The organism is Neorhizobium sp. IRS_2294 (assembly GCF_050500145.1).
Classification (GTDB): domain Bacteria; phylum Pseudomonadota; class Alphaproteobacteria; order Rhizobiales; family Rhizobiaceae; genus Neorhizobium; species Neorhizobium soli.
In genome coordinates, this window is record NZ_CP191439.1 from 2,226,911 (window position 1) to 2,239,305 (window position 12,395).

The 12,395-nt window shown below is 62.0% G+C and carries 11 protein-coding genes; 1 reads left to right on the forward strand and 10 read right to left on the reverse strand.

Annotated features, from left to right (window positions below):
• Positions 1-23: 23 nt before the first annotated feature.
• From ACQY1K_RS10780 to ACQY1K_RS10825, 10 genes are all read right to left on the reverse strand, one after another.
• A complete protein-coding gene (locus tag ACQY1K_RS10780) occupies positions 24-2,198 on the reverse strand; it encodes a TonB-dependent siderophore receptor (protein WP_430257326.1) in 2,175 nt (724 codons plus the stop codon).
• 140 nt (positions 2,199-2,338) lie between these two features.
• On the reverse strand, positions 2,339-3,226 hold the full coding sequence (locus tag ACQY1K_RS10785; protein WP_430257327.1) for a helix-turn-helix domain-containing protein: 888 nt from the start codon (positions 3,224-3,226) through the stop codon (positions 2,339-2,341).
• Positions 3,227-3,369: 143 nt separating this feature from the next.
• On the reverse strand, positions 3,370-4,803 hold the full coding sequence (locus tag ACQY1K_RS10790; protein WP_113110698.1) for an aldehyde dehydrogenase family protein: 1,434 nt from the start codon (positions 4,801-4,803) through the stop codon (positions 3,370-3,372).
• A 15-nt stretch (positions 4,804-4,818) separates the two neighbouring features.
• Positions 4,819-5,616, reverse strand: a complete 798-nt coding sequence (locus ACQY1K_RS10795; RefSeq protein ID WP_430257328.1) for an NAD-dependent epimerase/dehydratase family protein — start codon at positions 5,614-5,616, stop codon at positions 4,819-4,821.
• Between the two features lie 81 nt (positions 5,617-5,697).
• The gene (locus ACQY1K_RS10800; RefSeq protein ID WP_430257329.1) at positions 5,698-7,188 is read right to left on the reverse strand and encodes an HAL/PAL/TAL family ammonia-lyase; all 1,491 of its coding nucleotides are present in this window, start codon (positions 7,186-7,188) and stop codon (positions 5,698-5,700) included.
• Between the two features lie 92 nt (positions 7,189-7,280).
• Positions 7,281-8,102, reverse strand: a complete 822-nt coding sequence (locus ACQY1K_RS10805; protein WP_430257330.1) for a phosphate/phosphite/phosphonate ABC transporter substrate-binding protein — start codon at positions 8,100-8,102, stop codon at positions 7,281-7,283.
• Positions 8,102-8,818, reverse strand: coding sequence for an ABC transporter ATP-binding protein (locus ACQY1K_RS10810; protein WP_430257331.1), 717 nt, complete (start codon positions 8,816-8,818; stop codon positions 8,102-8,104). Before ACQY1K_RS10810 ends, ACQY1K_RS10805 begins: the two co-directional genes overlap by 1 nt.
• Positions 8,799-9,578, reverse strand: a complete 780-nt coding sequence (locus ACQY1K_RS10815; protein ID WP_430257332.1) for an ABC transporter ATP-binding protein — start codon at positions 9,576-9,578, stop codon at positions 8,799-8,801. The genes ACQY1K_RS10810 and ACQY1K_RS10815 overlap by 20 nt, the downstream gene beginning before the upstream one ends.
• Positions 9,575-10,579 (reverse strand): branched-chain amino acid ABC transporter permease, encoded by a 1,005-nt coding sequence (locus tag ACQY1K_RS10820; protein ID WP_430257333.1) that lies wholly within the window; start codon positions 10,577-10,579, stop codon positions 9,575-9,577. The genes ACQY1K_RS10815 and ACQY1K_RS10820 overlap by 4 nt, the downstream gene beginning before the upstream one ends.
• A gap of 1 nt (position 10,580) precedes the next feature.
• Positions 10,581-11,444, reverse strand: coding sequence for a branched-chain amino acid ABC transporter permease (locus ACQY1K_RS10825; RefSeq protein WP_430257334.1), 864 nt, complete (start codon positions 11,442-11,444; stop codon positions 10,581-10,583).
• Positions 11,445-11,830: 386 nt separating this feature from the next.
• Between ACQY1K_RS10825 and ACQY1K_RS10830 the strand changes: the two genes are divergently transcribed.
• Positions 11,831-12,148, forward strand: a complete 318-nt coding sequence (locus tag ACQY1K_RS10830) for a hypothetical protein (RefSeq protein ID WP_092660533.1) — start codon at positions 11,831-11,833, stop codon at positions 12,146-12,148.
• Positions 12,149-12,395 lie beyond the last annotated feature (247 nt).

Here is a 12,395-nt window from a genome sequence, read left to right on the forward strand (position 1 = left end):
TAAAGTTTACTAAGTTTGTCAAGTTACCAAACCTTACTGACTTTCAAGGTCAGCGTACGGGCTTCGCCGTAGCCGCAGAAATACATCGTGTTGCAGCCTGCGACATATTCCTTGTCGAACAGGTTGGTCACGTTGAGAGCAGCTTTCCAGTCGTTCTTTTCATAACGGATACCCGCATCGAACACGGTCGCATCCTCCACGCGAAGCGTATTGGCGTCGTCAGCCCAGGACTTGCCGCGGTAGCGCACACCGGCCCCAAGACCCAGGCCTGCGAGCGGTCCGTCCGTGACCGTGTAGTCCAGCCAGAGCGATGTCTGCGCGTTCGGCACCACCGCCGGCGTATTGCCCTCCAGCGACGAATCGCCAGGGTTTTCGGTGAACTCGAGATCGGTGTAGGAGGCGGCAGCGATGAGCTTCCAGTTGCGATCCAGATTGAACTTGCCTTCGAGTTCAACACCGCGCGAGCGGACTTCGCCGAGCTGACGGTCACCGATGGCCGGGACACTGACCGTGTAGTTCTGCTTGTCGATCTGGAACACCGATGCCGTCAGACTTCCATCGAGCCAGGTCGGCTCGTACTTGACGCCGGCCTCGTACTGCTCGCCTTCTTCGGGCTTCAGCGCGCCATCCGCACCGGTGCCGACAAGCGGGCTGAAGAAGGTGGCGACGCTGGCATAGGGCGTCACACCGTTTTCGAATTCGTAGGCGATGCCCGCACGGCCGCTCCAGGCGGTATCGTTCAGTTCGGCATCACCGGTGCCGAGGCGGTCGTCAACCTCGCTTTCGAGATAGTCGAAGCGACCGTTGAGGGTGGCGACCCAGCCTCCGCCAAACTTGATCTGGTCCTGAACATAAGCACCGACCTGATTGATCGTATAGATCTGATGCGTCGAAGGCACGAGTGTCGGTGTTGGCAGGTCATTGCTCGGGTTAAGCGGATCGTATTGCGGCGGATAGGAACCGAAGGGTGTCGCGAGCTGATCGTTATCGAGACGATAATAGCGGTAATCCACGCCGACCATGACCTTGTGGCTGGCGCCGCCAAGCTCGAACTCGTTCTCCAGCCGGTTGTCGACATTGAACGAGTTGGCCGAAGAGCGCACGTCGTCGGCGTAGGTCAGCACCAGGCCATCGGTCTGCGACAGGAAGTCGAATGCGTAGATCTGGCGTTCGCGCTTGTCGAGATGCGCGTAGCGCAGGTTATGCGTGAACTTCCAGCCGCTCTCGAACTCATGCTCGAACTCGTAGCCGACCATTGCCTGGGTCGAACGACCGATATCGAAGTCGGGGTCGCCGACAAACACGTCACGGTCAAGTTTGCCGAACACGGGATTGCTTTCCACGGTGCCCGTATAGGGCAGCAGACCGTTGGACGTATGGGTCTGATCGAGCTTGCTGACGGAGCCCCAGACATTGAGGCTGGTCGTGTCGGTCGGCTGGAATGTGATCTGCGGCATGAACACGCCGCGGATGTCATCCTGCTCATCCGAATAGCCCTGGCCGCCGGAAAGCTTGCCCGTGAAGCGGTAGCTGACGACATCGCTGCCGAGCGCCTTGTCCGAGAAGTCGAAGCCGGCATAACCGCTGCCGTTGCTGTCCACTCCGAGCTCGGTGTAAAAATAGGGCTCGTCCGTCGGACGCTTGCGCACCAGGTTCACGACACCGCCGGCATTGGCGCCCCCGAGCAGAACCGATGCCGGGCCTTTAAGAACTTCCACGCGCTCCAGCAGGAACGGATCGATCTGGAAATTGCCGAAGGCGTGGCTGGTCAGAGCCAGATTGTCGTAGAAGAGACCGGTCTGCGACGCGTTGAAGCCGCGCACATAAATCCAGTCGGTATCGGGATCCGAACCGTAAGGCTGCGCAAAGACGCCGGGCGTATATAGAAGCGCCTGATCGACCTTGTCGACGACGCCGCGATCCTCCAGCTCCTGCCGTCCGACGACGGATACGGACTGCGGAATTTCATTGATCGGCGTATCGGTCTTGGAACCCGTGGTCGTCTGCTTGGCAACGTAACCCTCAACAGGGCCGGTACCGCCGCCTTCCGTTCCTTGGCCCTCGATGACGATCGGTGCAAGCGTTGTCCCCTCGCTCTGCACCTGCGCCCGCGCGCTAAACGATGCGCTGAGCGCCATAAGGGCAACCCCTGCCCCAAGCGCCGCCTTCACCTTGTTCTTCCCCAACATTCCACTCATATTCGCCCCACTCACGCCGCCACACTACCTGGCACAATAGATGAGTGTTTAACTCAAATTAAACGCCGTCGCTTGCCCGCATCCGCGATATTTGAACGATCTTGGGCAAAGTTGCTGGACTGAACCCCATCGCAGCCGATTCAAACCGAGTGTGACTTTTTCCATTTCGACGGCGTGGTGCCGACATGCTTGCGGAACACGCGGCTGAAATGGGCGTGATCGGCAAAGCCGCTCTCGACCGCGATTTCGGTCAGCGGCCGGGCGCCGGAAATCAGCATCTGCTTGGCACGGTCGAGCCGGGCATTCATCTGCCACTCGTGCGGCGCAAACCCTGTCGACGCCTTGAACGAGTGGCTGAAATGCGATTGCGACAGCCCTGTCAGGGCCGCGATCTCCTGTAGCCGAATGCTGCGAAGGCAATTGGCCTCGATGAATTCCACGGCGCGCCGCAACTGCCACGGGGCAAGCGTGCTGCGCTTGCGAGCGTCCGACAGCTTGACGATCTTCAGCACATCGACGAGCAGCGCGACCGTCAGGCCATCGCCGTAGAGATCATGGAGCGGGTCCGGACTGGCGACTTCCGTCGCAATCAGCTGCGCCAGCGACATCACGCGCTGATCGGCAAACAGGAGATGCGGCTCGGTCAGACGCCGCGGATCGAGCTCGTCCATCAGCCGGCGCCGCAAACCATCCGCATCGAAATGAATGTCGAGGTGCCGCACATACTGGACGTCTTCGATATCCACCCACAGATCCATCTCGGCCGGGATATAGGAAATCGGGCTTTCGCAACTGTCCTGCGGCGAACCGCCCGCTCGTGGACTGCACTTCACCAGCGGCCGCCCGCCGCCGCGATGCTCCAACAGAATGAAAAGCCGCGGATCCTGCGCCACGTAATAACCGCCCGCATGCGGGCCGCATTCCACATCCCACAGATCTGCGGTGATCCCATTCCAGTGCCGCCGACGCATGCCGCCGATGACCGAAAAACCCTCGATCTGGTTTCGCATCCGAGGCTGGAAGGTCATCGATTCACCGTGGCACATTAAACTTGTTCGTGATTATCAAGTTTAAGCGCTTGCATCAATCCCCGCCAATTCCGGTTGCCCGTTGCAGAGGATCACGGTGATTGCACCCGGCGCAACATCTGCTACGCCGGGGCCAAATTCGGTTACGGCAGCGTATAGGCTGTCTTCACTACGGTGAAGAATTCCGCTGCATATTTGCCCTGTTCGCGTGAACCGAAGGACGACGCCTTGCGGCCGCCGAACGGAACGTGGAAATCGACGCCCGCCGTCGGCAGGTTGACCATCACCATCCCGGCTTCGGAGTTGCGCTTGAAATGCGTCGCATGCTTCAGGCTGGTCGTGGCGATGCCGGCGGAAAGGCCGAACGGCGTATCGTTGGCAACGGCGAGCGCCTCGTCATAATCCTTGACCCGGATAACCGACACGACAGGGCCAAAAATCTCTTCCTGGCTGATGCGCATCTGGTTGGTCGCTTCGGTAAACAGCGTCGGCTGCAGATAGAAGCCGGGCGTATCGCGAGACACGACCTCGCCGCCGAAGGCAAGCTTGGCGCCCTCGCTTTTGCCAATCTCGATGTAGTCGGTATCCTGCTTGAGCTGCCGTTCGTCGACGACGGGACCGATATGCGTGCCGGCCTTCAGTGCATTGTCAACGGTCAGTGACTTCAGCTTGTCGGTCATGGCAGCCACGAACTTGTCGTGGATGCCTTCCGTCACGATCAACCGCGACGAGGCCGTGCAGCGCTGGCCGGTCGAGAAGAAGCCGGAATTGGCAGCGGCTTCCACGGCGACGTTAAGGTCTGCATCGTCAAGCACCACCATCGGGTTCTTGCCGCCCATTTCCAGCTGGAACTTGCGGTTATGCTCGATCGAGGCGAGCGCCACCCGCTTGCCGGTGCCGGTCGAGCCCGTAAACGTGATGCCGCCGAGATCCCTGCTGTCGAGCATCGCCTGACCGACCACCGAGCCGCTTCCCATCACCAGGTTGAGCACACCCTTCGGCAGGCCTGCGCGGTGGAGAATGTCGACGATCGCCCAAGCGCAGCCGGGCACGAGTTCGGCCGGCTTGAACACGACCGTGTTGCCGTAGCAAAGCGCCGGCGCGATCTTCCAGGCCGGAATGGCGATCGGAAAATTCCACGGCGTGATGATGCCGATGACGCCGAGCGGCTCGCGGGTAATCTCGACGGTAATGCCCGGCCGTGCCGACGGCACGATCTCGCCGGTCAGGCGCAGCGCTTCGCCCGCGAAGAAATCGAAGATCTGCGCCGCGCGCGTCACCTCGCCGATCGCCTCGGGAAGGATCTTACCTTCTTCGCGCGCCAGCAGCTTGCCGAGCTCTTCCTTGCGGGCCAGGATCTCGTCCGCGGTCTTCTTCAGGATCGCGTGCCGCTCCAGGATGCCGGAACGCGACCATGCGGGAAATGCGGCCTTCGCCGCCGCGATCGCAGTTTTCGTATCCTCAGCGCTGCCGCGGGCATAGAGACCGACGACATCTTTGGTGTCGGACGGGCTGATGTTCTCGGATGCATCCGAGCCGACCCATTCGCCGGCAATCAGGTTCTGGTAGATCGTCATTGCAAAATTCCTATCTCAGATATCGTCCGGATGCCCGGCCGTGGTAAATGCACCGCCTTGATAAATGACCGCGGGATCGGCCGGATCGTCAACCGCAGCTGCCTCCACTTCCACGCGCCATTTGGCGGATGTGTCCTGCGGCCTCCAGCCGAGGAAGGAAGCGTTGCCGTTGTCCCACCATTGTTCATCGTTTGCCGAAGCGCCGTAGACCACTGTATGACCAAGCCGTGGAGCGGAGAAGGCCCGCCCGCACAGCGAAATGAAATCCTGGTAGCTCAGCCAGGTCGCCAGCATACGCCGGGTGAGCGGCTTGTCGAAGCAGGAGCCGATCCGCATCGACAGCGTCTCCTGCGCAAACTTCTGCCAGTACATGCTGGCAACCGCCTCGCCGAAGACTTTGGAAACACCGTAAAGCGAGTCCGGCTTCGGCGCGACGCTGTTGTCGATGAATTCGTCGCGTCTGTAATAGCCGACGACATGATTGGAACTGGCGAACACGATGCGCGGCTTGCAGCTGTGGCGGGCAGCCTCGTAGAGATTGTAGAGGCCAACGATATTGGCCTGCAGGATCATGTCGAACGGCTTTTCGATCGAAACACCACCGAGGTGGATGATACCGTCCACGCCTTCGACCAGTTTGGCAACGGCTGCGGCATCGGACAGATCGCAGCGCACAAAACTCTGGTTCGCACCGGGATCATCGATCTCTGTGAGATCCGACAGCACCACTTGTTCTGCAAGCTCGCTCAGCAGCGGACGAATTCCGCGCGCAAGCCCGCCGGCGGCGCCGGTCAGCAAAAGTCTCTTCAGCATTGATCCTCCCCAGGACAGCTTCCTATCACAATGTCATCATACATGATGACCTAACTCATACTATAAGATGCGCGAGGGAGGTCAAGCGGGCGGCGGCGGATTGCCGGCGATCAGTTGGCGCAGCACCTCCATATCGTGACCCAGCGGGCGATCGTCTGCGTAGATGGCCACATGCTGTCGCACCATATCGCGGACGTCCAGGGTGCCGATCGCGGGCGAATTGGTTTCGGCGAGAATGTCGTGCGCCTGGACGCCCGCCATCAGTTCGATCGCAAGCACCCGTTCGGCATTGTCGAGTATGGCGAGCAGCTTGTTGGCTGCCGCGGTCGGATGCGACAGGAAATCCTCCTGAAGGCCCGAGGTCAGGCCGCCATCGGTTGCCGCGGGCGCGGCCAGCCGCCGGTTGTCGTTGGCGAGCGCGGCCGCCGTATACTGCGCGATCATGAAGCCGGAATGGCTTCCCGCGTCGGTCGCGAGAAACGGCGGCAGGCCGCTCACCAGCGGATTGACCAGCCGGTCTATGCGCCGCTCGCTCATGGCCGCAACCTGGGCAATGGTACTCGCAAGCGCATCGGCGGCATGCCCGAGCGCCGGCGCCACCGCATGCGCTTCAGACCAGACGAGCGGCGCATCCGGCGTGCCCGCGATTGCAGGGTTGTCGGTGACGGAGGCAAGCTCCTGATCGACGATCCCGCAGGCATGGGCAAACACGTCGCGGGCCGCACCATGCGCATGCGGTATGGCGCGAAGGCTGAGCGCATCCTGCAATCGCCGCCCGACCGCGGCCGCGATGATACCGCTTCCCTGAAGACGCGACCGCAATGCGGCCCCGACGCTGGCAATACCCGCCGAAGGCCTCAGCGCCAGCACATCCTCGTCGAAAGCGGCCATCTGGCACCCGGCAGCCTCCAGCGTCACAGCGGCAATCGCATCGGCCCAGTCGAGTAACCGTTCGGTACGCGCGAGCGCCACGCAGGCAAGCCCGGTCGAGCAGGCGGTGCCGTTGACGAGGCTGAGCCCTTCCTTGGCGCCGAGCACCAACGGTTCGAGCCCGATTGCGGCAAGCGCCGCGCGGCCGGTCATCCGCTCCCCCGCCACGCAGGCATGTCCCTCGCCGATCAGCACCAGCGCCGTATGGGCGTTGTGAATGAGGTAGCCGGCCGAGCCTTTCGACGGCATATCCGGAATGCAATCGGCCTCGAGAAACCGGCACAGGTATCGAACGATATCAGGGCGTACCCCCGAAAACCCATGCACGAAATTGCCGATCTGCGCTGCGATCACCGCCCGCACCTCGCGGCGGCCAAGCAGTGGCCCGACACCACAGGCATGGCTCATGACGATATTGCGCGAAAGCCGGCTCTGCGCCTCGCGATCGACGACCGTATCGGACAGCGCCCCGACGCCCGTCGTGATGCCGTAAGCCCTCGCGCCGTTTTCCACCAACGCCTCGACGATACGTCGGGCATAGGCGACGCGGTCCCAAGCCCCTTGCGAAAGCGCGAGATCCTCGCCTTCCGCAACGTGAGCGACATCACGCCACGTCAGTACCTTGTCGATAAGGATCGTCACGGGCAGCGTCCCTTGAAAGGCCGGGGTTGGCGAAGGCGCTACGATAGGCGTCTCAAGGGATAAGGCAAAGTCCCGGCAGCGGCGTCGATGTGTCAGGCGACGGCAGGATAGCCAAGCGCTGCGGCCTGCCGCTCAAGCTCGAGCAGCCTCTCGTAACGGGAATCGTCGAGAACCGCGAAACCGGTCAGCGCCAGCACGTCACGCACATCCGTAAGCGACGGGTCAACGAGTGCTGCCTCAAGCGCTTCTCGCAAAAGCGCCACCTCGTCATCGGATGCAGATGCACGGGTGATCAGCGGCAGTCCTGGCCCAGACGGTGTCTCTGCCACCACGACGATATCAGCCAGATCGTCAGGCGCGAACCGCGCCACATGACCGTACGTGATGCAGTCTATCGCAGCGCAATCCGCCCTGCCCTCGGCAACCGCCGCGATGCTGGCCGCGTGCCCGCCGGTTTCGATCACCCTTCCGAAGAAGCGTGGTCCGCGTGCGATCGGCGCGATCGCGGCGCGAAACAGGTTGGCACCCGAATTGCTGTCGCGACTGTTGATCGCCGCCGTCCGCCCGCGCAGATCCTCAAGCGCAGCGATGCCCGCATCCTTGCGGACAATCACGAAGCTGCGCATATCCGGCCCGCTGCAACCGGGATAGTCATAGCAGGGCGTCGCCACCAGCCGCACGTTTCCGCGTAGACTGGTGACGTAAGGGTAGCCGCAGGTCTGCGACAACAGCAGATCCGGCCGCAGCCAGGCGTCGTCATGGGAGATCGAACGATCGAGCAAACCAGGAACCCCGGCCATGCCGGCATCGGTCAGGTGACGCGCAATAAACCCCCACAGCGCATCGGTCGCCTCAGCAACCGGTGGCGGCGCGACATACATCGCCAGACTGGCGAGCCGCGCCGGGCTGTCCATCAATGCAAACCGCCGACACCGAGCAGACGGTCCACCGTCGGCTGATCCTTGGAAAGGGCATCCGGCGTGCCGCTCCAGGCAATGCGCCCGCGCTCCAGAATGATGACATCTTCCGCGAAATCCAGCGCGCTCTGGATCCGCTGCTCCACCAGAAGGATGGTCATGTCGCCTGATGTCGCAAGTGCCGCGAAGGCAATCATCAGTTCCTCGCAGATGACGGGGGCGAGCCCCTCAAGCGGTTCATCGAGAAGCAGCACGGAGGGACGGCCGAGAATGGTGCGGGCCGTCGTCAGCATCTGCTGTTCGCCGCCGGAAAGCTGGTTGCCCAGATTGCTGCGCCGCTCCTTCAGCCGCGGAAACATGGCATAGGCCTCCTCGATCGCATCCTTCGGGCGCGCCTTGAGGCCAACGAACAGGTTTTCCTCCACCGTCAGGCTCGGGAAGACGCAGCGTTCCTGCGGCACATAGCCGAGGCCCGCACGGGCCCGGTCGGCGCTCGCGGCAGTGCTGATATCGGCACCGTCAAGCGTAATGCGGCCACCGTAACGACGAGTCTGCCCGGCAAGGCTCGCAAGCAGCGTCGTCTTGCCCATGCCGTTGCGGCCGAGAACCGCCAGCCGCCGTCCGGCCGGAACCGTGATGGTGATGTCTTCCAGCACCCTCGTCGGGCCGTAGCCCGCCGAAAGGTTTTCGATCTCAAGCGACGCGGCCGGCATCGGCATAGCTCCCCAGATAGGCTTCCCTGACGCGGGGATCGCGCGTGGCGTCGCCCGGCGCGCCGTCGAAGATCACGGCACCGGCGGCAAGCACCACGACCTTTTTGGCAAACCGGAAGACGAGATCCATGTCATGCTCGATCATCAGCACCGCCAGATCGGCCGGCAGATCGTTGAGAGCCTGCTCGATCAGCCCGACATCGCTCTGCGGCACGCCGGCCGCCGGTTCGTCGAGGAGAAGCACTTTCGGCTTCAAGGCGAGCGCGATGGCGATTTCCAGAAGACGCTGCTGACCATAGGCGATCTCTCGGACCTTGCGGTGCATGAGCGCGGTCAGCCGCAATGTCTCCAACCGGTGCTCCACCTCCTGCATCACGTCAGGCATGGTCAGGAAATTACCGAAGATGCGGCCGGACCGCCCTTCCCGCTGAAGAACCGCAAGGCCCAGATGTTCGGCCGCCGTCATATCCTGAAACAGCCGTGTCACCTGGAATGACCGCACCAGCCCGCGTTTGACGCGGGCGCTTGCATCGAGCCCCGTGATCACCTCGCCACCCAGCCGCACCTCGCCGGAACTGGGGGCCATCGTTCCCGTCACCAGATTGACGAAGGTCGTCTTGCCGGCACCGTTCGGGCCGATCAACGCCACCCGATCGCCCGCCGCCATCGACAACGAAACATCGTTCGTGACCACCAGCCCGCCAAACGACTTTTTGAGGGCGACGACTTCGAACACGGGGTTTCCGACAGCTGCGGTCATGGGCGTCCCTCCCGCCGTTTTTCTAGAAGCGCCGCCACCGTTCCATAAATGCCCTTCGGCGCAAACAGCACGACGGCAATCAGCAGCGCGCCGACCATGGTCAGCCAGTGGAACGGATTGACCGAGGATACATAGTCCTGGAACATCATGAAGGCGACGGTGCCGGCCAAGGCCCCGAACAGCGAACCGGTGCCGCCGAGTGCCAGCATGACCAGCGCTTCCGCCGACTGGGTAAACGACAGCGTATCGAGCCCGACCACCTGCGTGGAGATGGCGTTGAGCGCGCCGCCCAGCCCGGCGACAGCGCCGGAAATGCCATACATCTTGACGATCGCCCGCTTCGGTGAGGCGCCCATCGCCCGGATCCGCAGCGGATCCTCCTTCAGCCCGCGACACAGCATGCCGAATGGCGACCGCACGAGAATGCGCAGGAGAACGAACACGACGAGCAGCATCACGACCGCGAACACATAGGCCGTATTGCCGAACAGATCGAATTCGAAACGGCCGAAGATCGGATCCGGCGCAATTCCCGAAAGACCGTCGCTGCCGCCGGTAAAGGACGACATCTTGTTGGCAAGCTCGTGAAACAGATGAATGAGGGCGATCGACAGAACCAGTTGCGGCAGGCCATGGGCACGCAGCATGACGAGACCCGACAACAGCCCGGCAAGCGCTCCGCCGACAAGACCCGCAAGCGTCATCAGCAGCGGATCGTTGATGCCGTAATGGGCAGACAGAATACCCGCCGCATAGGCGCCGCTGCCAAACAGCGCCGCATGACCAAGCGTCGCCACGCCGCAATAGCCGGTGACGAGATCAAGCGAAAGCACGAGCAGCGCCACCGCGATGATCCGCGTCAGAAGCGCCAGATTATCCGGAAAGGCAAAATAGCCGATCGCCGCGGCAAGGACGATCACGCCGAACCCCACGACATCGCGCATCAGCGAACGCCGACGGCGCATTGCGCCCATATCCCTTGAACTCACATCAACCGCCATTCTATTTCGCCCCCTTCATGAGGCCGTTCGGAAACACGCAGATGATGGCGATCACCGCAAGGTAGAAGAAGAACTCGCCGAACTCGGGCAGGAGATAGCGGCCCGTCGTATCGACCGCGCCGAGCAGCAGGCAGGCGAGCAGCGTGCCCCCGATCGAGCCTGCCCCGCCGACGGAAACGACGACCAGGAATGTCACGAGATAGCGCAGCGCATAATAGGGTTCGACCGGCAGCAGCTCCGCCCCGACCACGCCGCCGAAGGCCGCAAGCCCGACCGCGACCGCAAAGCTGACCGCATAGATGATTTCGGTGCGAACCCCCAGCGCTGAGGCCATCGCCGCATTGTCGACCGAGGCCCGCAGCCTGATGCCGAAACCGGTCTTCTCGATCGCAAGCCACAGGCAAAGCGCCACGGCAAGACCGCAGAAGATCGCAAACAGCCGATGCGCGGAAATGCTGCGGAAACCGAGATCGACCGGCTGCTGCAGCATATCCGAAAGCGGAATGGTCTTCAGCGTCGGCCCCATCAGGTAATTGGCAAGCCCGATGATGCAAAACGTGATGCCGATCGTCATCAGCACCTGCGTCAATTCAGGCGCGCCATAGATGCGACGATAGAGAAACCGCTCGATCGGCACCGCAATCACGATCGTGGCGACCACGGCGGCAAGGATGGCCGGCGCATAGCCTAGGCCGAGGTCCCGCGAAATATAGGAGGCGACATAGCCGCCGATCATCGCGAAGGCACCATGGGCGAGATTGACCACCCGCATCAGCCCCATCGTCACCGAAAGCCCGATCGAAATCACGAACAGGATCATGCCATAGGCGAGCGCATCGATACCGATGCTCAAAATCGTCTGCAACCGTCTCGCCTCCCATGCGGTCCTGAACTGCAGGCTGCTTATAATTGAAGCCGAAGGTCAAGAAAATTGCTGGGGTGACAAAAGCCGGAATTCGCCCGACATGCGGTTATCCACAGAGCGGCGCTCCGGCATGGCGAACGAAGCGAACCGACCATGCAAGAACGCCCCCAGCCGCCGCCTCATGGCCGACCAGTCGCCAGCGAGTGGCCGAGAAGTCGAAGGCAACCGTGCTCCCGAATGACGCAACCGAACCCTCCCCGAACCGACGAAGCTGCCAATGGTCAAAAACCCACAGCCCGCCCGCATGCAGATCTTTTGCTAATGTGAGGAAACCTTTTGCCCGCCATCGGGTTAAGTCACCGTAGGGAATACAAGGAAACACCATAATGATGAAGCTTCTCGCAGTAACGATCCTTTCCGCTGGTCTCGCAACGTCGGCTATGGCCCAGACGGCAACGTCCGGCACCGCCGCAGACCGCAGCAACGTACAGCAGAACACCGCAGGCGAAGGTGGCAACATCCCGCCGAAGCCAGCAGCTTCCGGCACCGTCGATTCGACTGCTACCAACAGCACCATGACCGGCAGCAGCACGATGGGCGAAGGCAGCAAGAAGTGCAACAACGGCGGCCAGCCAGGTGACGCAGCCAACTCGGGCAACCTCCCGAACAACACCGGCACAACCGTCCAGGGCACCAACTGCTAATCAGCGTTTTTTCCCAAAAGCGCTCTTCGCGATATCGCGGGGGGCGCTTTTTTTGGGTGGTGGTGGGAGTAATTGGGGTAGTGTGCTGTCCTATCGATGGGCAGAGATTTAGGGCAACCGGTATTCTCCCCAGGGACCGGCGCCACTTTCGGCTCTGGCAGCCCTAGACATTGGTCTTCGGGTCGGTCGTCAGCACAAGACTATCCACAAAAACCTTCCAGTTCCCGGGATCGTTGATCCAGGTTCC

What these genes read in the sequence shown, in the direction of transcription:
- ACQY1K_RS10780 (WP_430257326.1), bottom strand. Translation starts at nt 2,198, where the DNA reads ATGAGTGGAATGTTGGGGAAGAACAAGGTGAAGGCGGCGCTTGGGGCA.
- ACQY1K_RS10785 (WP_430257327.1), bottom strand. Translation starts at nt 3,226, where the DNA reads ATGACCTTCCAGCCTCGGATGCGAAACCAGATCGAGGGTTTTTCGGTC.
- ACQY1K_RS10790 (WP_113110698.1), bottom strand. Translation starts at nt 4,803, where the DNA reads ATGACGATCTACCAGAACCTGATTGCCGGCGAATGGGTCGGCTCGGAT.
- ACQY1K_RS10795 (WP_430257328.1), bottom strand. Translation starts at nt 5,616, where the DNA reads ATGCTGAAGAGACTTTTGCTGACCGGCGCCGCCGGCGGGCTTGCGCGC.
- ACQY1K_RS10805 (WP_430257330.1), bottom strand. Translation starts at nt 8,102, where the DNA reads ATGGACAGCCCGGCGCGGCTCGCCAGTCTGGCGATGTATGTCGCGCCG.
- ACQY1K_RS10810 (WP_430257331.1), bottom strand. Translation starts at nt 8,818, where the DNA reads ATGCCGGCCGCGTCGCTTGAGATCGAAAACCTTTCGGCGGGCTACGGC.
- ACQY1K_RS10815 (WP_430257332.1), bottom strand. Translation starts at nt 9,578, where the DNA reads ATGACCGCAGCTGTCGGAAACCCCGTGTTCGAAGTCGTCGCCCTCAAA.
- ACQY1K_RS10820 (WP_430257333.1), bottom strand. Translation starts at nt 10,579, where the DNA reads ATGGCGGTTGATGTGAGTTCAAGGGATATGGGCGCAATGCGCCGTCGG.
- ACQY1K_RS10830 (WP_092660533.1), top strand. Translation starts at nt 11,831, where the DNA reads ATGATGAAGCTTCTCGCAGTAACGATCCTTTCCGCTGGTCTCGCAACG.